The organism is Rathayibacter sp. KR2-224, assembly GCF_049446075.1.
Taxonomy (GTDB): domain Bacteria; phylum Actinomycetota; class Actinomycetes; order Actinomycetales; family Microbacteriaceae; genus Humibacter.
The window spans coordinates 229,847-251,345 of sequence record NZ_JBMSEB010000003.1 but is presented as its reverse complement, the minus strand read 5'-3'; the positions used below and the strand labels follow the sequence as shown (position 1 = coordinate 251,345).

Sequence of the window (21,499 nt, the reverse complement as noted above, 5' to 3'; positions counted from 1 at the left end):
GCGGCAGCCGGGGCACTCGCCTTTCGCGAGACATGCCGCCGCGCTGCGCCATGGCGTCCGGTCCCGTCGTCTGCCGCGGCATCCCGTTTTCAGGACATATCGCCGACCGTCGACACTGTTCGCATGCGTCGCCGCATGTCCTGAATACGGCGGGTACCGGCAGTCCCATGCGAACGAACGGGACGCCGGCGTTGGATGCACGAAGGGGCCGGACGGTGTCGTCCGGCCCCTTCGTGCAGCTGCTTACAGCGAGAGCGCGCGCTTGATCAGTTCGGCCTGCTCTTGGGCGTGGCGCTTGGCCGAGCCGGTTGCAGGCGACGCGGAAGCCGCGCGCGAGAACACGCCGAAGGGTGGCAGCCCGGCCTTCGCGGCCGAGAGCGCCATGTAGATCCAGGCACCCTGGTTCTCGGGCTCGTCCTGCAGCCAGAAGAACTCGGCGTTCGGATACGACGCCAGCACCGACTTCAGCTCGTCCCCTGGGAACGGGTAGAACTGCTCGGCTCGCACGAGCGCCACCCGATCGTCGGGGTTCTTCTCGAGCTCGGCCTTCACGTCGTAGTAGACCTTGCCGGCCATGACGAGCACACGCTTCACGCCGTTCTTGTCGACCGCACGCTGGTCGTCGAGCACCGGACGGAACGCGCCGGTGGTGAAGTCGGGAACGTCGCTCGTGGCACCGCGGAGCCGGAGCATCGCCTTCGGGGTGAAGACGATGAGCGGCCTGCGCGGGCGCGCATACGCCTGACGCCGCAGCAGGTGGAAGTAGGAGGCGGGCGTCGAGGGACGTGCCACCGTCATGTTGTTCTCTGCGCACAGCTGCAGGTAGCGCTCGATGCGGGCCGAGGAGTGGTCGGGTCCTTGTCCCTCGTAGCCGTGCGGCAGCAGCAGCACCAGCGACGAGCGCTGGCCCCACTTCTGCTCGGCCGACGAGATGAACTCGTCGATCACGGTCTGGGCACCGTTCGCGAAGTCGCCGAATTGTGCCTCCCACAGCACGAGGGCATCCGGCCGCTCGACCGAGTAGCCGTACTCGAATCCCATCGCGGCGAACTCGCTCAGCAGGGAATCGTAGATCCAGAACTTCGCCTGGTTGTCGCTCAGGTTCGCCAGCGGCAGCCACTCCTGCCCGTTCACCCGGTCGTGCAGCACCGCCTGGCGCTGTACGAAGGTGCCGCGGCGCGAATCCTGACCGACGAGACGCACCGGGGTGCCCTCCAGCAGCAGAGAACCGAGTGCGAGCAACTCGCCCATCGCCCAGTCGATTCCGCCCTTCCTGGTCATCTCGACGCGCTTGGTGAGCAGCTGCTGAAGCTTCGGGTGCACGGTGAAGCCCGCAGGTGGGTTGTCGAACGCCTGCCCGATGGTCTGGATGACCGAGTCGGAGACGCCCGTGGTCGCGAGCTCGCCGTGCGCGGCATCCTGCTGTGCGTCCGGACGCTCGAGGTCGTTGATCGCGTTCGGATCGCCCGACACGACGGGGATGGAGCCGGTCTGAGCTGCGTGCGTCTCGGCGAAGGCGCGCTCCAGGCGTTCCTGGAAGTCCTTGTGCGCCTGCTCGTACTCCTCCTCGGAGATGTCGCCGCGGCCGACCAGCGCCTCGGTGTAAAGGCGCCGAACGGAGCGCTTCGCCTCGATGAGGTTGTACATCAGCGGCTGTGTCATCGACGGGTCGTCGCCCTCGTTGTGCCCACGGCGCCGGTAGCAGATGAGGTCGATGACGACGTCCTTCTTGAACTCCTCGCGGAACTTGAAGGCGAGCTGGCCCACCCGCACGACGGCCTCGGGGTCGTCGCCGTTCACGTGGAAGATGGGCGCCTGGATGGTCTTCGCCACATCCGTGGCGTACACCGACGAGCGGGCCTCACTGGCCGGGGTGGTGAAGCCGACCTGGTTGTTGATGTTGATGTGGATCGTGCCGCCGGTACGGTATGCCCGCAGTTGCGACATCTGCATGGTCTCGACCACGACGCCCTGGCCGGCCATGGCCGCGTCACCGTGGATGAGCAGTGGCAGCGTCAGGTAGGTGCCGGCAGGACGGCGATCCTGCTTGGCCCGCGTGACGCCCTCGAGAACGCCGTCGACCACTTCGAGGTGGGACGGGTTGGCGGCAAGGTACACCGCGATCTCCTCGCCGTTGGCGCCCGTGAAGGTGCCCTCGGTGCCCAGATGGTACTTCACGTCGCCAGAACCGCCGACCGTTCGCGGGTCTTGGGTGCCCTCGAACTCGCGGAAGATCTGACCGTACGTCTTGCCCGCGATGTTCGTGAGCACGTTGAGACGTCCGCGGTGCGCCATGCCGATGGTGACCTCGTCGAGGCCGTTCTGCGCGGCCTCCTGCAACACGGCATCGAGCAGGGCGATCGTGGACTCGCCACCCTCGAGGCTGAACCGCTTCTGCCCGACGTACTTGGTCTGCAGGAAGGTCTCGAACGCCTCAGCCTCGTTCAGCTTGCCGAGGATGCGCAGCTGCTCGTCGTGGGTCGGCTTCTCGTACGCGACCTCGACGTGGTCCTGGATCCACTTGCGCTGGGCGGGATCTTGGATGTGCATGTACTCGATGCCGACTGTGCGGCAGTACGAGTCACGAAGAACGCCGAGGATGTCGCGCAGCAGCATCGTGCGCTTGTCGCCACCGAATCGCCCGGTGACGAACTGACGGTCGAGGTCCCAGAACGTGAGGCCGTGGCTCGCGATGTCGAGGTCGGGGTGGGTGCGCTGCTTGTACTCCAGCGGGTCGATGTCGGCCATGAGGTGGCCGCGCACCCTGAAGGCGTTGATGAGCTCCTGCACGCGGGCCGTCTTGTCGACGGCGCTGGCGATGTCGACGCTGATGTCCTCTGCCCAGTGGATGGGGTCGTACGGGATGCGCAGCGCCGCGAAGATGTCTTCGTAGAAGTTGCGCTGACCGATCAGCAGCTCGTGCACGATCTTCAGGAACTCGCCGGACCCGGCGCCCTGGATGACGCGGTGGTCATACGTGCTCGTGAGCGTGATCGTCTTGCCGACGCCGAGAGTGGTGAGGGTCTTGCGGGAGGCGCCCTGGAACTCGGCCGGGTACTCGAGTGCCCCTGCGCCGATGATGCAGCCCTGGCCCTTCATGAGCCGCGGCACCGAGTGCACTGTTCCGATGCCGCCCGGGTTCGTGAGCGAGATGCTCGCCCCGCTGAAGTCGTCGGCCGTGAGCTTGTTCGACCTGGCGCGCTTGACGAGGTCTTCGTAAGCGGCGAGGTATTCGCCGAAGGTGAGCGACTCGGCACGCTTGATCGCGGGAACGAGGAGGGCGCGGGATCCGTCGGGCTTCGGGATGTCGATGGCGATGCCCAGCCCGATGTGCGCGGGGGAGACGACGGACGGTTTGCCGTCGACGACGTCGTAGTACACGTTCTGGCTCGGGAACTCCTTGAGCGCCTGGATGAGCGCCCAGCCGATCAGGTGCGTGAAGCTCACCTTGCCGCCGCGTGTGCGGCCGAGGTGGTTGTTGATGACGATGCGGTTGTCGATCAGCAGCTTCGCAGGGATGGTGCGAACGCTGGTAGCTGTCGGGATGCTCAGGCTGGCATCCATGTTCGTCGCCAGCGACTTGGCCATGCCGCGCAGCGGGGTGACGACCGGCTGGCGCTCCTCGGGCTCCGGCTGGCCCTCCCGCACCACGGACTGCGGAGCCGTGACCGGAGCGTCCGCAGGGACCGGCGCCGGTCGCGGAGCGATGGAGGTGGTTCTGGCGACCGGCTGAGTACCCGTCGCCTGCGGCTGCTGCGCTGTGGCCGCCTGCGGCGCGGATGCCTGAGCCTGGGGTGCGGCGGTCGGCTGGGCAGTGGCCTGCGTACCGGCCGGTGCGCTCGCGGTCTCCGCCGGTGTCGCGACGGGCGTCTGGGCAGAAGTCTCCGGCTGGGCGGGAGCGGTGCTCCCCGCCGAGGCGGTTTCCTCGGGGTGGCTCGGAGAAGCGGACTTACCGGGCGTGTAGGTCTCCAGAATGGGCCACCAGGACTTGTCGACAGAGTTCTTGTCTGCGATGTACTGCTCGTACAACTCGTCGACGAGCCACTCGTTGGCTCCGAATTCTCCCGAGGCTCCCTCTTCCGTTCCTACACCGGTCAACTGGCTCGACACAGCCGTTCGCCCACTCTCTTCGTTGATTCGAATCCTGCCGCCGGGCGGGTCACGACACGCCATGTGAACCGGCCCTTCCGGCCAGGAATCAAGCCTAATCGAATCGTCTGAATGCCGTGGCCGCGGCATGGCACGGTCTCAGGTCACGGCATAACGTTGCCTCATGCAGTTCTATGGAACGGCGCCGACGCACGATCTGACTTACTCGGACGTGTTCCTGGTGCCCAGTCGCTCGAATGTGACGAGTCGTCTCGATGTCTCGCTCGCCCCTGAAGACGGCACGGGGGCGAGCATCCCGATCGTCTCCGCGAACATGAACTCGGTGACCGGCCCCCGCCTGGCGGCCACTCTCGCGCGCCGCGGCGGCCTCGGCGTGCTGCCGCAGGACATGCATCCTCAAGACCTCGAAGCCGCCATCGACTGGGTGAAGGCGCAGCCCACCCTGTTCGACTCGCCGTTCGCCATGGGACCTCACCAGACGGTCGAGGACGCCCTCACGGTCGTGCCGCCGCTCGTCGGCCACGGCATCGTGCTGCACGATGACACGGGCAAGTACCTCGGATGCCTCGCGGCGGTCGACCTGGCATCGGCGCTTCCCGACGCTCGCCTCGGCGACCTGCTGCACGGATCACTGCCCTCCATCGAGGCCGAAGACGTGCCGGATGCCCGTGCCGCCTTCGACCTGCTCGACGCCGCCGACCTGCACTTCGCCCCGGTGCTCGTCCACGGTCGCGTCATCGGCACGATGAGCCGCACCGGCGCGCTGCGTTCCACGATCTACCAGCCGGCGCTGGATTCGCACGGCCGGCTTCGCGTCGCCGCGGCACTCGGAATCAACGGCGACGTCGGGGGCCGGGCGACGGCACTGGTGTCCTCCGGCATCGACGTGCTGGTGCTCGACACCGCGCACGGCGATCAGGATGCCATGCGCCGCGCGATCCACAGCGTCGCGAAGCTCCGGCTGGGTGTTCCCATCGTCGCGGGCAACGTGGTGACGGAGCAGGCGGTACGTGACCTCGTCTCGGCGGGTGCGGACGTCCTCAAAGTCGGGGTCGGCCCAGGTGCCATGTGCACGACCCGCATGATGACCGCCGTGGGAAGGCCGCAGTTCTCCGCCGTGCTGGAGACATCCGAGACGGCGCGCGAACTGGGCGCGCACGTGTGGGCGGACGGCGGGGTGCGGTACCCGCGCGACGTGGCGCTCGCGCTCGCCGCCGGCGGCGCATCCGTCATGATCGGCTCGTGGTTCGCCGGAACCGTCGAGGCCCCTGGCCGGCTGCAGACGGACGAGCAGGGCCGGCTCTACAAGGAGAGCTGGGGCATGGCGTCGACCAAGGCGGTCAGGCAGCGCTTCGAGCGCCTGGATGCCTACGAGCAGGCTCGCAAGCAGCTATTCGCCGAGGGCATCTCGAGCTCGCGCATCTACCTCGACCCGCTGCGACCGTCCGTGGAGGATCTGGTCGACATGATCACCACCGGCCTGCGGAGCTCGTTCACCTACGCGGGCGCCCGCAACCTGAAGCAGTTCCACGACCGTGCGCTCGTCGGCATCCAGTCCGCTGCCGGCTACGAGGAGGGCAAGGCGCTGCCGGTCAGCTGGTAATCGGCTTCAGCCGATGGCGCGACGGCCGGCGTTCCTCGCTCGCACTCGCAGGTCGCGCGCGAGGTGATCGCGGCGCTCGGCGACAAGGCGCACAAGGGATGCAGGCGCATCCGCGTTCGCTGCGAGCCAGTGGTCGACCGCGTCTGTCGAGTCGGTACGCGGGAAGAGCCCGACAACAATCCGCTCCGCCATCTCGATGCTGCGTTCCTGCCACACGGAGCGGAGGGATGCGAAGTACTCGTCGTCGAATCGGGCCGTCAGGTCGCGTCTGCCTCCTGCGACGAAACCGGCGATCGTCGCCTGCAGTCGATCGTTGGTCAGCGAGGTGTCCGCGAGGGCGCTGCGCCAGGCGTCAGCCTTCACGGACTCCAGCGGCCGTGCCGCGAGCGCCTGGATGAGGGCGGTGCGACCTGTCGCGGTGTCGTCGCGCTGCAGTTCACGCTGCAAATCGTCGACGTCGGCGTGCCCAGTGGCGGCTAGGGCCGTGAGCAGAGACCAGCGCAGGTCGGGATCGAGTGTCAGGCCGTCGGGTGCACGTGTCGTGCCGTCGAGCAGACCGCGGATGTCGTCGGCCCGGGAATCGTCGACCGTCGCGGCCGCGGCAACGGCTCTGGCCCAGGCCAGCTGCGCCCCGCCTTCCGCCCGAGCGGCGAAGAGCCCGCTCCACGTCGCTTCCGACCAGCGCGACCTCTCGCGGTCCCTGTCGTCTCGCGGCACGTAGTGCTCGACCGCGAACGAAGCGTTCCCCAGCACCGAGGCGAGCAGTCCCGTATTCGACTCGGCTGGTGCATGCTGCCGAACCGCTGCCAAATATCGGCCGGCTGCGTACTCGGCGTCGCGCGTGGCATCCCAGAGCGCAGCCCAGATCAGGCCGCGAGCGAGAGGGTCGGCGATCGAGCCGAGCGAGGACTCGACCGTGTCCAGCGATCGGTCGTCGAGCCGAAGCTTCGCGTACGTCGCATCCGTGTCGTTGACGAGCACGAGCGCGGCATCCCGGTCGCCGATGCGCACCGGTTCGCCTGCCACGTCGAACTCCCGCAGCTCTCGGCGCTCGACGGCCCCTAGGTCGTCCGTGTCGTACCAGCCGACGGCCAGACGATGTGGTCGGTCGTCCGAGGGCACCATGACCAGTCCGACCGGCCCCTGCTGCACCGTGAGGGTGGTCATGCCTGTCGTCTCGAGCCACTCGCGGGACCAGGCATGCAGGTCCCGGCCCGAGGTCTGCTCGAGTGCCGCGAGCAGGTCGTCGAGAGTCGTGTTTCCGAACGCATGGGTGCGGAAGTACCGCTTTGCACCCTCGAAGAAGGCGTCGCGGCCAACGTAGGCCGCGAGCTGTTTGAGCACCCCAGCACCTTTGGCGTAGGTGATGCCGTCGAAGTTGAGCTTGGCCGCCTCGAGATCGACGATGTCGGCGACGATGGGATGCGTCGTCGGCAGCTGGTCCTGCAGGTAGGCCCATGCCTTGCGCCGGTTGGCGAAGCTGACCCAGGCATCCGTCCATCCGGTCGCCTCAGCCGTGGCGAGGGTGCCCATGTAGTCCGCGAACGACTCCTTGAGCCACAGGTCGTCCCACCACTTCATCGTGACGAGGTCGCCGAACCACATGTGCGCCATCTCGTGCAGGATCGTCGTCGCGCGGCCCTCGTGCTGGGCGTCCGTCGCCGCACCGCGGAAGATGTACCGCTCGGTGAACGTCACGCAGCCCGGATTCTCCATGGCGCCGATGTTGTACTCGGGCACGAACACCTGGTCGTACTTGCCCCAGGGATACGACATGCCGAAGGCGTTGGTGAAGAACTCGAGACCCCGCCTGGTCACGTCGATGATCTCGTCGGCGTCGAGATGCTCGGCGAGCGACGCGCGACAGTACACCCCGAGGGGAACCTCCTGGCCGTCGCGGCTCCACGACGACCGCACGCCGTGGTACGGCCCGGCCGCGACGGCGGTGATGTAGCTCGCCAACGGAAGCGTCGGCTCGAAGACGACGGTCTGACATTCGTCGTGCTTCTCGCGCGAAGCGGCCTCGGTGTTCGAGAGCACCGTCCAGCCCGCTGGCGCGTGCACCACGAAGGTGAAGGGAGCTTTCAGGTCGGGCTGCTCGAAGCAGGCGAAGACGCGCCGGGCATCCGCGGGCTCGTAGTGCGTGTAGAGGTAGGTCTCGCCGTCGACCGGGTCGGTGAATCGGTGCAGCCCCTCGCCCGTTCGGCTGTAGAGCGCCTGCGCGTGGACCGTCACGACGAATGTTGCCGGTTGATCGGCTGAGGCTTGTTCTTCATCGGCGAGCGGGATGCGGATGCGAGCGCCGTCGAATTCGACCGGCCGCGCCCGGCCGTCGACCGTTACGGCACGCACCTCGGGGCCGATGAAATCGAGCCACGTGGACTGCTCGGCGGTCTGGAGCTCGACGGTCGTCGTGGTCGCGAACCCGGCGACCGACGGATCTTCCGCCTCGCGGAGATCGAGCTCGATTCGATATGAACGAACGGTGATCGCGTCCGAGCGGGCGGATGTCTCGGCGCGCGTCAGGTTCGCAGAATCCATTGCGCCATCATTTCATGTGGCGTGCACGGATCCGTCCGGTGAAGTAGAGCGACGAGGCCGGTGCAGCCCGGGCGTGCGGCGGGTGCGCCGGTATACTCGGCAGGACAATGGACGACCCTCCCTCGGCCTGTTCGCCCTGTTCACCCTGCGATCCTCGCCGGCTGCTCCCGGCAGACTCCGATCGCGGCGCCATCAGGAAGCAGTGACCGACGTGTCCGAGTGGATCATGCTGGCCGCGGGGCTCGTGCTCACCGTCGGAACCGGATTCTTCGTCGCCAGCGAATTCGCCCTCGTCAATCTCGACAGGGCAGACCTCGAGGCGCGGCGCAAGCGCGGCGAGACCCGGTTGGGCATGACGATCGCTGCCCTCAGGATCACGTCGACGCACCTTTCCAGCGCCCAGCTGGGCATCACGCTGACGACGCTGCTCACCGGCTACCTGATGGAGCCGTCGATCTCCTCGCTCCTCGCCTCACCGATGAAAGCCATCGGCGTGCCGACCGCCGCGCTCTCGCCGATCGGGACGATCGTCGGCATCGTCGTCGCAACGCTCCTGTCGATGATCCTCGGCGAGCTCGTCCCCAAGGGATTCGCACTTGCGCTGCCGCGTGCGACGGCCAAGGTCGTCATCCCGTTCCAGACGGTGTTCACGACGGTGTTCCGCCCAGCCGTCTCCCTGCTCAATGCGAGCGCGAACGGCGTGCTCCGCTCACTCGGCGTCGAGCCCAAGGAGGAGCTCTCCGGTGCCCGTAGTGCCGAGGAACTGGCATCCCTGGTGCGCCGATCGGCGAGCGCCGGTGTGCTCGAGTCGGACACGGCGACGCTGCTCGACCGTACGCTGCGGTTCTCCGAGCACACGGCATCGGACGTGATGACGCCCAGACCGCGCGTCGCAAGCGTGCACCGGTCCGATCCGGCGACGGAGGTGCTCGCCCTCGCGAGGCGCACCGGGTTTTCACGGTTCCCGGTGGTCGACGACGACATCGACGACATCGTCGGCGTCGTGCACGTCAAGCAGGCGGTGTCGGTGCCGATCGAACGGCGCGCTCTCGTGCCCGCGTCCGCTCTGCAGACGGATGCCGTTCGCGTGCCAGAGACCATGACGCTCGACACGCTCCTGAGCGAGTTGCGCGGCAAGGGCTACCAGATGGCGGTCGTGGTCGACGAATACGGCGGAACGGCCGGGGTCGCCACGCTCGAGGATCTCGTAGAGGAGCTCGTCGGCGACGTCTCAGACGAGCACGACCGTGCACGGGCCGACATCGTGCGCGGGGCCGGTTCGATCACCATCTCCGGCATGCTGCGCCCCGACGAGCTCGAAGACCGCACGGGCATCGAGATCCCTGACGAAGGGCCTTATGAGACGGTCGCGGGCTTCGTGATGAACGAACTCGACCGACTGCCCGTCGCAGGCGATGAGGTGCACGTCGACGGCGGAACGCTGCGCGTGGAGCGTCTGGACGGCAGGCGCATCGACCGGCTGCGATTCACACCGGACCCGGACACCGACCCGTCGAGGTACGCGCAACGGAGGAACAACACACCTCGTGACGACGACGGCGGGGCGCGTACCGACCAGAATAAGCGGGGGGATGACCATGCCTGACTGGGTAGGCATCCTGCTGCTGTTCGTGCTGCTGGCCGGCAACGCCTTCTTCGTCGGCGCGGAGTTCGCCGTCATGTCGGCCCGCCGTTCCCAGATCGAGCCGTTGGCCGAGCACGGCGGCCGAGCCGCGCGCACAGCGCTGTGGGCCATGGAGCACGCGACGCTCATGCTGGCCACGACCCAGCTGGGCATCACCGTCTGCTCGCTGCTCATCCTCAACGTCTCCGAGCCCGCCATTCACCACGTGCTCGAGCTGCCGCTGAAGCTCACCGGACTCTCCGACGACTGGATCGCCGGCATCGCCTTCGCCATCGCCCTCGTGCTCGTCACGTTCCTGCACGTCGTGTTCGGCGAGATGGTGCCGAAGAACCTGTCGTTCTCGTTGCCCGACCGTGCTGCCCTGCTGCTGGCGCCGCCGCTGGTCGGCATCGCCAGGGTGTTCCGGCCGATCGTCGTCGCGCTCAACTCCACATCGAATGGCATCGTTCGCGTCTTCGGCGTCAAACCCGTCAACGAGGCCGTCAGCACCTTCACCCTCGACGAGGTCGCCACCATCGTCGACCAGTCAACCCGCGAGGGCGTGCTCACCGACCGGACGGGAACCCTGACCAACGCGTTCCAGTTCTCGGCCAAGAGGGCTGAGGATGTCGCGATCGGGCTGACGACGCTGGTCTGCCTGCCCGAGACCGCAACCCCGTCCGACGTGGAGCGTGCCGTGGCGAAGCACGGCTTCTCCCGCTACGTCATCGTGGATGCGGCAGGCGATCCGATCGGTTACGTGCATCTCAAAGACGTGCTCGACCTGGAACGCGACGGATACCATGACGCGATCCCGCCGTGGCGGTTCCGCAAGCTCATCCCACTGGAGCCGGAGTCCGAGATCGAAGACGCGCTCGCACTCATGCGGCGCTCCGGAGGACACGTCGGACGCACCGTCGGCCCTGCGGGCGAGACCCTCGGCGTCGTGTTCCTCGAAGACATCATCGAGGAGCTCGTGGGGGAAGTGCAGGACGCTACTCGGCGGTCCTAGTCGCCGCTAGACGGGCTCGAGTTCCGCGGACATGCCCCCGCCGAGCTTCGCTCGGCTCCCGCCAGACCCGATGCCAGTCCACGGAACTCGAGCCCGTCTAGCGGCCTGACCGCCCATAGCTGGGGAGGGAGGGGGGCTAGCGCCATTTGGCTCGGAGGTATTGGCCTGGCCAGTAGTCAAGGTCGACGCCGAGCTCGTGTGCCGCTCGAAGCGGGAAGTGCGGGTCGCGCAGCAGTTCGCGGGCCAGCGAGACGGCATCCGCCTGTCCCGACGTGATGATGTCGGACGCCTGCCTCGACTCCGTGATGATGCCCACCGCCGAGACGGGCAGTCCTGTCAGCTTCTTGATGCGCGCGGCGAACGGAATCTGGTAGCCGGGGCCGACCGGAATGCTCGCAGGCACGTTGCCGCCGGAGGAGACGTCGAAGAGGTCGGCGCCTGCGTCGGCGCACCAGCGCGCGACACTCGCGCAGGCGTCGACGTCCCATCCGGTCGGCGCCCAGTCACTGGCCGAGAATCGCACGAACAAGGGCAGGTCTCCGATCGCTTCCCGAACGGATGCCACGACCCTCAGCAGCAGACGCGCCCGGTTCTCGAGCGTGCCGCCGTAGTCGTCGGTGCGGAGGTTGCTGACGGGGGAGAGGAACTCGTGCAGGAGGTATCCGTGCGCTGCGTGAATCTCCACCATGCGGAATCCGGCTCGCACGGCGCGGCGGGCGGCATCCGCGAAGTCCAGCACCACGCGCTCGATGCCCTCGGAGTCGAGTTCGCGCGGAACCGCCAGACCCTCGTACGCAACGGCGGAGGGCGCAAGCGCGGGCCAGCCGCCGAGCTCGATGGGAACCGTGCCGTCTCTGCCGTCCTCGCCCCAGGGTGACCACGTGGACGCCTTGCGCCCCGCGTGCGCCAGCTGGATGCCGGGCACGGCCCCTTGTGAGGCGACGAAGTCCGCGATCGGTCGCCAGGCATCCGCCTGCTCGTCGTTCCAGATGCCCGTGTCGCGGTCGGTGATGCGGCCCTCAGGCGAGACCGCGGTCGCCTCCGCGATCACGAGCGAGCTGCCCCCTGCCGCGATCGAGCCGAGGTGCACGAGGTGCCACGGGGTCGGAACCCCGTCGCGGTTCATGACCGAGTACTGGCACATCGGGGCGGTGAAGATGCGATTGCGCAATCGCGTTCCGCGCACGGCGATCGGGTCGAAAAGGTCGGGCACTGATTCCTCCAGTTGTAGCGGCCTCACCCGGCATCGAAGCTTTCGAACTCTTCGTGCGAGCACCGGAGCAATGCTTAGGATTGCGCCGTCGGCTTCGCATTGGCGTCGAGTGTCGCCGGTCAGCCGGCAAGCGACTCCAGGAAAGCGCGCAGGTCCGCGGCTCCCGTGAAGACGTGGCCGGTGATGCCGATCGACTGCGCGCCCTCCACATTCTCGGACTTGTTGTCGATGAACACGGCCTGTGCCGCATCCACGCCGAGCTCGTCGAGGGCGTGCTGGAAGATCGCCGCATCCGGCTTCACGAGCAGCAGCTCGCCCGAGACGAATACCTGATCGAACAGCGATCCGATGAGGCCGCGTCGGAAGTAGCTGCCGAAGTCCGCGCCTGCGTTCGAGAGAAGGGCAAGCCGCGTTCCACCGTCGCGAAGGTCCACCAACACGTCGATCGTGCCCGTGTCGACGCTGAGCCACCCCCTGAAGTCCGTCACCCACAGCAGATGCAGTGTGCTCTCGGACCAGTTCGCGCCGCTGTCCGCCTCGACACGGCGCCAGTAGTCGTGGATGCTCAGCGTCCCCTGGTCGAGCTCGTCGCGGTGCCGCCAGTACGGAGGCCAGAACGTGCCCGGATCAACCCCGGCGATCGTGATCAGCGCCTGCCGGTCGGCCTCCGTCGGCGTGAGCGAGATGACCTCGCCATAGTCGAAGATCACGACCCGGTCGGGGAGGGATATGGGCATTGGCTTCACGTTCTCCACGTCGACTGTGCTCTCCGCGCCCGCGACAAGGGGTGGGAACGGAGCCGACTGCCAACCTATCGTGAAGGCATGAAGAGCGAAGGCCAAGACGACGGCGCGCGACACTGGACGTTCGCAGACTGCCGTGCCTGGATCGCCGTGCCCGGCCCAGACGACGACAAGTACACGAGGGGTGTGCTCGGTGTCGTGACCGGATCGGACGAGTACCCGGGCGCCGCGGTGCTCGGCGTGGAGGCGGCGTCGCGCACGGGTGTTGGCATGGTGCGTTACGTGGGCGACGATGTGCCGGCTCGCGTGGTGCTGCAGCGGCGGCCGGAGACGGTGACAGCGTTCGGGCGAGTGCAGGCGTGGCTGCTCGGATCGGGAATGGATGCCTCGCACCGCGACGCCTCGAACGAGGAGCGACTGCGCTCGGCCCTCGAGCAGCAGGTTCCGGCCGTCGTCGACGCAGGGGCACTCGACCTGATCGCCTCGGCAGCCGGACCGGTGGTCATCACGCCGCACTATCGCGAGCTCGCGAGGGTGCTCGCCGATCACGGCGTGACGGCATCCGCCGAGGAGATAGCGAAGGATGCCCACGGCTGGGCGGCGCGTACGGCCGACCTCACGGGTGCGACGGTGCTGCTGAAGGGGCACGTCACGCACGTCGCGGCGCCTCAGGGGGACGTCATCGACGTCTCGACGGGCCCGCACGCGGGATGGCTGGCGACCGCGGGCAGTGGCGACGTGCTCGGCGGGGTGCTGGGCGCTCTGGTTGCCACGCACAGCGCCGAGATCGCGCGCGACGGGCACCAGGCGCTCGCCGCGCTGGCTGCAACCGCCGCAGCGCTGCACGGCGCGGCGGCGGTGGCGGCAAGCCGTCTGCATGGCGGCGGACCGATCATGGCTCTCGACATCGCGGAGGCGATGCCGGCGGTCGTCGGCGATGTCGCGGCCGGCCGGGATGGCGGCACGGATGCGTGACGGCAGGCTTCGGCAGCTCGATCGATAGCATGAACGACTATGGCGACCGACACCGCGACGGATGCGGTCGGCGACGCCGTTGACGCCCGCCGGCAGCAAGCCCGCGCGAGCAACCTGATCCGCTCGCTCGCCCGCAACACATACGCGCTCTGGGGTGCGTTCCTCCTCGTGCACGTCGTTCTGTGGTTGTGCGCGCTTTTCGGCGAGGGCATGCCGCTCGGCGACGTGACGATCGTGTACCTGCCGTGGGCGCAGCTCGCCCAGCACGGATACGCGTTCATGGGGGTGACGGCCCCCTGGGTCTACCCGCTCCTTGCGATGGTTCCGGTGCTCATCCCGCTCGTGGCTGGAGCCGACAACTACGTCATGGCCTGGCTCGCGATGGTGACCGTGTTCGACGTGATCGCGTTCGCGGTCCTCGTCGCCCGCGGGCATCGGCGGGCGCTCGTCGCCGCCTGGTGGTGGCTGGGATTCCTGTTGCTGCTCGGCCCGATCGCCGTCGGCCGGCTCGACGCCGTGTCTGTTGCCATCGTGATCGTCGCGGTCGTGTGGCTTGCCGCGCGGCCTACCGTGGCATCCGTTCTGCTCGCGATCGCGACGTGGATCAAGGTGTGGCCGGCCGGCATCGTGCTCGCCGTCGTGATCGCTGCTCGCTCCAGGTGGCGGGTGCTCGGCTACGTGTTGTTCACGAGTGCCGTCATCGGCATCGTCGCGATCGCGTTCGGCGGAGCAGCCGACCTGTTCAGCTTCGCCACGCAGCAGACGGGGCGTGGCCTTCAGATCGAGGCCCCGATCAGTGCTCCGTGGCTCTGGGCGGCAGCTCTGCATGGTGGTGCAAGCGTCTACTACGACCAGACTCTGCTGACGTTCCAGGTGCTGGGAGCCGGTGTGGCCCAGACGAGCGCATTGATGACGCCCGTCTTGGCCGTCGCAGTCGTCGCCGTTGCGCTCATCGGACTACGCGCCGTCCTCCGCAAAGCGCCGTCGCTCGTCGTTCTGCCGCAGCTCATGCTGGCGATCGTCACGACGCTGATCGCGTTCAACAAGGTCGGCTCGCCGCAGTACATCCACTGGCTCGCCCCGCCGGTCATCCTCGGCATCATCACGGCGGGCCGTCGCTTCCGCACTCCCGCCGTGCTGGTCGCCGTCACGGCCGGGCTGACGCAGCTCTTCTATCCGTACCTGTACCTGCAGGTGCTGTACCTCAACGCCTGGATGCTCGGAGTAGTGACCGTGCGCAACGTCATGCTCTTCGTGGTGCTGGGCTGCGCGGTCGTGGCGTTGTGGCGCACGGGAACAGTCGGACGCGGGCAGGCATCCGCGCACTCACCGGTTCCACCGGCTGACGAGGTGTGGCCCCTCACCGGTGCACCCCGGGAGGCGGATGCCGCGGAGAGCGTCCCCGCGGAACCATCGCGTCGACCCACAGGCGCAGTTTCGCCGGACGAGCTCTTCCCGCCCGAGGTGCGTGGGGCAGACTGAAGAGCGACACGATCGCTTCGAAAGGGAAACGCCATGCTCGTCGCATTCTCCGTTGCACCCAGCGGAACCGGCCGTGAAGACGACTCGGTGCACGAGGCGGTCGCAGCCGCCGTGCGCGTCGTGCGCGAGTCGGGGCTGCCGAACCACACCGACTCGATGTTCACCACGATCGAGGGCGAATGGGATGAGGTGTTCGACGTCGTCAAACGGGCAACGGATGCCGTCGGCGCATTCGGCTCGCGCGTCTCTCTCGTACTCAAAGCAGACATCCGGCCCGGCCATGTCGGCGAGCTCACCGGCAAGGTCGAGCGGCTCGAGGAAGCCCTCCGCTCGCAGGATCGCTGAGAACCGCGCCTGCCCGGCCGTTGCCGTTGCTCCTTGAGCATTCCGGTCGCCTACGTTCATCGAATCGATTCGAGAATGTAACGCACTGCGCCTAGCATTGATGCATGGCTCCCGTCACGCACGGGCCGGCACTCACGCCGGCCCGCACTCGTCTTGCCCTGCTGTCACTCGCCCTCGGCGGCTTCGGCATCGGCGCCACGGAGTTCGTGGCCATGGGGCTGTTGCCGAACATCGCGTCGGACCTGCTGCCGCACCTGTACGCGGTGAGCCCAGCTGAAGCCAACGCACAGGCCGGGTGGATCATCTCTGCCTATGCGCTCGGCGTGGTGGTCGGGGCCCCGACCATTGCCGCGGCAGCCGCTCGTTGGCCGCGAAAGCGGCTGTTGCTCGCCCTGCTCGTCACCTTCACTCTCGGCACGGTTGCGGCCGCCTTGGCGCCCACGTTCGGTCTCGTGCTGCTCGCGCGGTTCGTGGCAGGTCTGCCACATGGTGCGTACTTCGGAATCGCGAGCCTGGTTGCTGCATCCCTCATGGGTCCTGGCAAGCGGGGACGGGGCGTGGCATTCGTGCTTTCCGGCCTCACGATCGCCAACGTCGTGGGCGTTCCCGCGATCACCTGGATCGGTCAGCAGGCCGGGTGGCGCATCGCCTACCTGGCCGTTGCCGCGATCTTCGCGTTGACGTTCGTCGCCGTTCTCGCGGCGGTTCCATGGCAGGACGGCAATCCTCAGGCGACCATGCGGCGAGAGCTACGGGCCTTCGGTCGCATCCAGGTGTGGTTCGCGCTCGCCATCGGAGCGATCGGCTTCGGCGGTCTCTTCTCGCTCTACACCTACGTAGCCCCGATCGTCACCGACCTGGCAGGACTTCCCGAGTGGGCCGTACCCCTGGTGCTCGTCTGCTGCGGTCTGGGAATGACCGTCGGCAATCTCGTCGGCGGGGCCATGGCCGACCGCAGCGTCAAACGCACGATGATCACGTTCTTCGTCGTGCTCATGCTGGCGCTGATCGGTCTGGGCCTTTTCGCCCAGTACTGGCTCGCGCTGGCCGTCGGTGTCTTCCTCGTCGGTGCATCGTCTTCGGCCATCTCTCCCGCCATCCAGACGCGTCTGATGGATGTCGCGCGCGACAGCCAGTCCATCGCCGCTGCCCTCAACCACTCGGCCCTGAACATCGGCAACTCGCTCGGCGCCTACCTGGGCGGCGCAGCGATCGCCGCCGGTCTCGGCTACCGGGCGCCAGTGTGGGTGGGACTCGTGCTGACGGCGCTCGGCCTCGTGCTGGCCATCGGCACGTTCGCGCTCGACAGGCTCAGGTCTGCACGGGGCATCCCACTGCCCGGCCACACCGGCGGCATCGCCACCATCACAGGTGGCATCGTCGCCACCAACGGCGTGCCGACCACGACCGTGCCCACCCGCGCGGTGTGAGCGGCCGGGCCACCCGCGGGCGACGAACGCGAAGACTCAGTCGTTTTGCAGCAGGATGCCGTCGAGGATCGCCCGCTTGCGCAGCGCCACCTTCGTGCCGACGTCGTATCCGGCCACCCGGTACTTCTCGCGGATGCGCTTGAGGTAGCTCTTCGCCGTCTCGTCAGATATGCCGAGCTTGAACGCTACCGACTTCACCGGCTCGCCCGCGCCGTACAGAGCCATGACCCTGCGCTCCTGGGCGCTGAGCTTCGGCGACCCAGTCGTGCTCTGGCTCAGCGCAACGTCGAGCTCTTCCGAGATGAACGAGTCACCGCGCATCGCGGCGCGGATGGCTTCCACGATCATGTCGGCCGTCTCGCTCTTGACGATGTAACCCTGAGCTCCCGCGGCGAGCGCCTCGCGCACCACGTTGGGGTCGGAGTATGCGCTCATCAGCATTGTGCGCACGCCGGCCGCCTTGAGCGCCTGCAGCTTGATCGAGACGGGGATGTTGTCTTTCAGGTCGAGGTCGAGGAGCACGACGTCGACGGGGAAGCGTTCGTGCGTGAGCAGCTCGGGCCAGGTGGCCACGGCGGCGACCATCTCGATGTCGTCCGCTGCGCTTCTGATCCATTCGGTCAGCGCGGCCAGGAGCATGCGGTGATCGTCGACGATGGCGATCGTGATGGGGGCTTCATGCTTCACGTGCGTGTTCCTTCTTCCGGGCCGATCGGGTGTAAGCCGGCTGATCCGGCCGGCTCAGCGATCGGCCGAGGCGTCGACAAGGCAGTCCACCTCGATGCGCACCATAGCCGATTGTCCGGTCTCGGTGTATTGCCCCACTCTGCGAATAGCTTGCCACGCCGCCGGGTCAATCTGGCGCCGTGGGATGCCGGTCGTCTCGATCCGGATCTGAAGGCTGTGCACGTGCGGCCCGGCATCCGCGCCCCTGGCGATGTGGATCTGAAGCGACGTGGCGGCCTTCGACGGGCTGCCGACGAGCATCCAGATGGCCGAGAAGAGGCCGTCGCGCTGCCGTGCGGACAGTGAGGCGGCGAGCCCATCCGGGTCGTGGATCTCGGTGACCGGGTCGAGCACGGCCGACTCAGTCACCGCATGCTGAAGCCAGGTCTGTCTGCGATCCTCGACGAGGTGCAGTCGCAGTTGCGTCGCGAGCGACGACGCGCGCGCAGCGGTCGCCTCGTCCAGCGGCAGCGGTGCCCTGCCCTCTGCCACGTCGTCCAGAAGCTGCTCGGCCGCGAAGTCGAGCCGTTCGAGCTCCTCGGACGCCAGCATCCCGACCGAGAAATCCGTGCTGGTGGTGCTCTGAGTCTGCGCGATCTCGGAATGGAACTGCACGATCGAGCGGAACGAGCGCACCAGCGAGACGCCGACCAGGGGCGGGGCGCACGAGATCGCGATGAAGGCGAGGCGGGGCGCGATCGCCAGCGGCTCACGCACCTGCAGGCCGACCACGACGATGAGGATGAGAGCGAACCCGCCTGTGGCGAGCAGGATGTCTCGTGGCGGTCGATCCGTCACCGACGCGGCGAGCAGGCCACCGACCCCGATGCACGTGCAGGGAAGCACGATGGTCGAGCCCGGATCCCAGGACGCCGCCAGGTCGAGACCGAGGATGATCGCACACACTCCCAAACGCATGGCGAAGCGAGTTCGGTCGCTCAGCACCTCACGCGCGACGGGGAAGATCCACATCAGCGCGGCGGCCACCAGAAGCAGCGCGGTCGCGACGATGCCGAGGCCCAGTACCGGGTAGTACGGCGCCCAGAACACGAACCGCAAGACCGACGTCACGACCAGCACGTCGGCGATCACCATGGTGCCCGCGCGAAGCCGGCTGACCCCCGTGTAGACGTGCGTGGCTCGTGCGTCCAGCTTGCTGCTCATGCCTTCGGCACCTCCAGCACGACCGTGGTGCCTGAGCCGGGAGCGCTGAACAGGCGCGCATTGCCGCCGACATCGCGCACACGGGCGACGATCGACTCCGTGAATCCGAGGCGTCCGGGCGACACGGCTCCGGTGTCGAAGCCCACCCCTGAGTCGGTGACCATGGCTCGCACCGTCACGTCGTCGTCGGTGATGGTCACGTGCGCCTGCGTCTCGCCGGAGTGCCTTCGCACGTTCTCGAGACATTCCGCGAGGGCCAGGAGGAACGCGTCAAGGGTCTTGGCAGGCAGCAGAACGTGGCCTGTGCCGTGCCACTCGACGTCGAGTCCCATGCGCTGGAAGCGTTGTTTCACGGTCTCGAGCGTGTTGCCGAGCGTGGAGTCTTCCACCTGCTGCAGGCGGTAGTCGCCGGAGGCCTCGGGATCGGGCGTGTAACCCATGCGCAACTGGCGCAGCAGAGCGGCATCCTCCGCCGCCTGGGCGCGCAGCGCCCCTTCGCCGACGCCTCGCCCGGAGTGGGCGAGCAGGGTGAGCGTGGCCAGCACGGTGTCGTGCAGGAGCCGTGCGCTCTGCCTGCGCCTCGCCTCCAGTTCGCTCGCCTGGCGCTCGGTCCGGTAGGCGTCGCTCATGCCCTCGATCCGCCCGATCGTCTCTGGTACGACGCGCGCAACCCACATCGAGATGCCGGTGCAGAACGTCCAACTGCCGATGGCAACGGACAGGACCGGTGCCAGCCGGCCCTGCACGCCGATCGTCGCCGGGATGACTGACGCGAGCACGGCGACGAAGCCGACGATGAGGATGACGCGCCGGCGCGGCTCTGCCGCCAGCAGGAATGCGGTGCTGGCCGATGCCGCCGTCAGCATGGACAGGACCGAGGTTGCGGCGACGCTGTCGGAATCGCCGCTCATGCCGACGACGACGATCCCGATGATGGCGGCGGCCAACGTGACGACGACCGGGATCGGTGAGGTGCGCGTGCGCAGCGCCAGTGAAGCGACGACGATGAGCAGGCACAGCGCGACGACGCTGATCATGGCGGGGGCCTGCGACAGCGCACCCGGGACGATGGCGCAGATGAGTGCGACGCCCGCCGTGAGGATACCGGCGGCGCTGGAGGCCAACGCGAGCATGCGGTCGCGCTCTTCGACGGTTCGCGTCATCGGTCCTCCGGGTCGCACCCGGGCATCGGGCGGGGCACACTACAGACAGATTATGGGGTGATCGGACCGCGCAATATCCCGCCCCGGCCCCAATGCGGGAGTCAGGACTCGAGCAGCTGCCGAAGGGGCGGTCCGATCAGGTCGTCTTCGATGAGGAACGCATCGTGGCCGAACGGGGAATGGACCACGATCGGGTGAGCGCCGTGGATGCTGTTCCTCAGGCCCGCCGCGATCACCTGTTGCCCCTCGACGCTGTACAACCTGTCGCTGTCGATGCCCAGCACGAGCGAACGCGCCGTCACCAGGCCCAGCGCGGCATCCACCCCGCCTCGGCCGCGACCGATGTCGTGGGAGGTCATCGCGTTCACCACGGTGATGTAGCTGTTGGCGTCGAACCGCCTGGTGAACTTGTTGCCGTGGAAGTCGAGGTATGACTCCACGGCGAACCGACCGCCCGCGCCGAGCGGGCTAATTCCGCTCTGCCAGCTGCGCTGGAACCGCTCGTTGAGCTCGTTGGCGCTGCGGTAGTTCAGGAGGGCCATGCGCCGCGCGAGCGCCAGGCCGGCGTGCGGCCCGTCGCCGTCGTCGGCATCGTAGTATCGTCCGGCACGGAACGACGGATCGGTGCGGATCGCCTCTATCTGCACGGAGTTGAGCGCGATCTGGTCGGCCGTGGAGAACGGCGGCGCGGCGATGACGGCGACGCGGTCCATGCGATCCGGATGCCCGACGGCCCACTCCAGCGACTGCATGCCGCCCATGGAACCGCCGATCACTGCGGCCCACCTGTCGATGCCGAGAGCGTCGGAGAAGGCGACCTGGGCCACGACCTGGTCGCGGATCGTCGTGTATGGAAACCGCGGTCCCCACTCGATTCCGTCCGGGGCGAGGGATGCCGGCCCCGTGGTCCCCTGGCACCCGCCGATCATGTTGGGCGCGACGACGAACCAGCGGTCGGTGTCGATGGCGAGGCCCGGCCCGACCACGCCGCTCCACCAGCCCGATGTCGGATGCCCCGGCCCGGCTTGACCGACGACGTGGCTGTCCCCGGTCAGCGCGTGCAGCACGAGCAGTGCGTTGCTCCGGTCGGCGTCGAGGGTGCCCCAGGTCTCGTATGCGATCACGACGTTCGAGAGGGTTCGGCCACTCTCGAATGCGAGGGGACCGATGCGCTGGAACCGGCGATCTCCGACCGGGTCGCCCTCGCGCCAGGCCCCGGTCGCCCGCGGCTTGCCCAGCAGAGACCGCGCCTGCGCGTCGGTGATGAAGCTCGACGGCACGGTGTCTTCGGAGGTCTGCCAGTCCATGGTGAGGTCAATTCTGCTGCCATGGCGCGGTCGGCCCGTACCGTGTTACGGAAGAGGAGTC

The 21,499-nt window shown here is 67.9% G+C and carries 15 protein-coding genes; 7 read left to right on the top strand and 8 right to left on the bottom strand.

Annotated features, from left to right (window positions below; translation table 11 throughout):
• Positions 1–243: 243 nt before the first annotated feature.
• Positions 244–4,110, bottom strand: a complete 3,867-nt coding sequence (locus ACO2Q7_RS16135) for a multifunctional oxoglutarate decarboxylase/oxoglutarate dehydrogenase thiamine pyrophosphate-binding subunit/dihydrolipoyllysine-residue succinyltransferase subunit (protein WP_423356732.1) — start codon at positions 4,108–4,110, stop codon at positions 244–246.
• A gap of 163 nt (positions 4,111–4,273) precedes the next feature.
• Between ACO2Q7_RS16135 and ACO2Q7_RS16130 the strand changes: the two genes are divergently transcribed.
• Positions 4,274–5,713 carry a GuaB1 family IMP dehydrogenase-related protein gene (locus tag ACO2Q7_RS16130; protein ID WP_423356731.1) on the top strand — a complete coding sequence of 480 codons (1,440 nt, stop codon included), beginning with the start codon at positions 4,274–4,276 and terminating at the stop codon, positions 5,711–5,713.
• 6 nt (positions 5,714–5,719) lie between these two features.
• On the opposite strand, the gene pepN is transcribed toward ACO2Q7_RS16130, so the two are convergent.
• Positions 5,720–8,254 (bottom strand): aminopeptidase N, encoded by a 2,535-nt coding sequence (gene pepN / locus ACO2Q7_RS16125; RefSeq protein WP_423356730.1) that lies wholly within the window; start codon positions 8,252–8,254, stop codon positions 5,720–5,722.
• Positions 8,255–8,480: 226 nt separating this feature from the next.
• Between pepN and ACO2Q7_RS16120 the strand changes: the two genes are divergently transcribed.
• Positions 8,481–9,860: a hemolysin family protein gene (locus ACO2Q7_RS16120; protein ID WP_423356921.1), complete on the top strand. Its 1,380-nt coding sequence runs from the start codon at positions 8,481–8,483 to the stop codon at positions 9,858–9,860.
• The gene (locus tag ACO2Q7_RS16115) at positions 9,853–10,890 is read left to right on the top strand and encodes a hemolysin family protein (RefSeq protein WP_423356920.1); all 1,038 of its coding nucleotides are present in this window, start codon (positions 9,853–9,855) and stop codon (positions 10,888–10,890) included. Before ACO2Q7_RS16120 ends, ACO2Q7_RS16115 begins: the two co-directional genes overlap by 8 nt.
• Before the next feature lie 136 nt (positions 10,891–11,026).
• Here ACO2Q7_RS16115 and ACO2Q7_RS16110 read toward each other — a convergent pair whose 3' ends face one another.
• Positions 11,027–12,103 (bottom strand): NADH:flavin oxidoreductase/NADH oxidase, encoded by a 1,077-nt coding sequence (locus ACO2Q7_RS16110; protein ID WP_423356729.1) that lies wholly within the window; start codon positions 12,101–12,103, stop codon positions 11,027–11,029.
• A 119-nt stretch (positions 12,104–12,222) separates the two neighbouring features.
• A complete protein-coding gene (locus ACO2Q7_RS16105; protein ID WP_423356728.1) occupies positions 12,223–12,840 on the bottom strand; it encodes an HAD family hydrolase in 618 nt (205 codons plus the stop codon).
• 87 nt (positions 12,841–12,927) lie between these two features.
• Here ACO2Q7_RS16105 and ACO2Q7_RS16100 point away from each other — a divergent pair, with 87 nt between their 5' ends.
• The 4 genes from ACO2Q7_RS16100 (at position 12,928) to ACO2Q7_RS16085 (ending at position 17,078) form a co-directional block, all read left to right on the top strand.
• Entirely contained in the window at positions 12,928–13,821 is an 894-nt protein-coding gene (locus tag ACO2Q7_RS16100) for an ADP-dependent NAD(P)H-hydrate dehydratase (protein WP_423356727.1), read from the top strand.
• A gap of 39 nt (positions 13,822–13,860) precedes the next feature.
• Entirely contained in the window at positions 13,861–15,303 is a 1,443-nt protein-coding gene (locus ACO2Q7_RS16095; RefSeq protein ID WP_423356726.1) for a hypothetical protein, read from the top strand.
• A 33-nt stretch (positions 15,304–15,336) separates the two neighbouring features.
• Positions 15,337–15,648: a thiamine-binding protein gene (locus tag ACO2Q7_RS16090; protein ID WP_423356725.1), complete on the top strand. Its 312-nt coding sequence runs from the start codon at positions 15,337–15,339 to the stop codon at positions 15,646–15,648.
• A 104-nt stretch (positions 15,649–15,752) separates the two neighbouring features.
• On the top strand, positions 15,753–17,078 hold the full coding sequence (locus tag ACO2Q7_RS16085) for an MFS transporter (RefSeq protein WP_423356724.1): 1,326 nt from the start codon (positions 15,753–15,755) through the stop codon (positions 17,076–17,078).
• Between the two features lie 36 nt (positions 17,079–17,114).
• Here the strand turns inward: ACO2Q7_RS16085 and ACO2Q7_RS16080 are convergent, their stop codons facing one another.
• From ACO2Q7_RS16080 to metX, 4 genes are all read right to left on the bottom strand, one after another.
• Positions 17,115–17,765, bottom strand: coding sequence for a response regulator (locus ACO2Q7_RS16080; RefSeq protein WP_423356723.1), 651 nt, complete (start codon positions 17,763–17,765; stop codon positions 17,115–17,117).
• Positions 17,766–17,819: 54 nt separating this feature from the next.
• Positions 17,820–18,968, bottom strand: a complete 1,149-nt coding sequence (locus tag ACO2Q7_RS16075; RefSeq protein WP_423356722.1) for a hypothetical protein — start codon at positions 18,966–18,968, stop codon at positions 17,820–17,822.
• Entirely contained in the window at positions 18,965–20,131 is a 1,167-nt protein-coding gene (locus tag ACO2Q7_RS16070) for a sensor histidine kinase (RefSeq protein WP_423356721.1), read from the bottom strand. Before ACO2Q7_RS16070 ends, ACO2Q7_RS16075 begins: the two co-directional genes overlap by 4 nt.
• A 101-nt stretch (positions 20,132–20,232) precedes the next feature.
• Complete coding sequence (metX, locus tag ACO2Q7_RS16065; protein WP_423356720.1) at positions 20,233–21,438, bottom strand: homoserine O-acetyltransferase MetX; 1,206 nt, start codon at positions 21,436–21,438, stop codon at positions 20,233–20,235.
• Positions 21,439–21,499 lie beyond the last annotated feature (61 nt).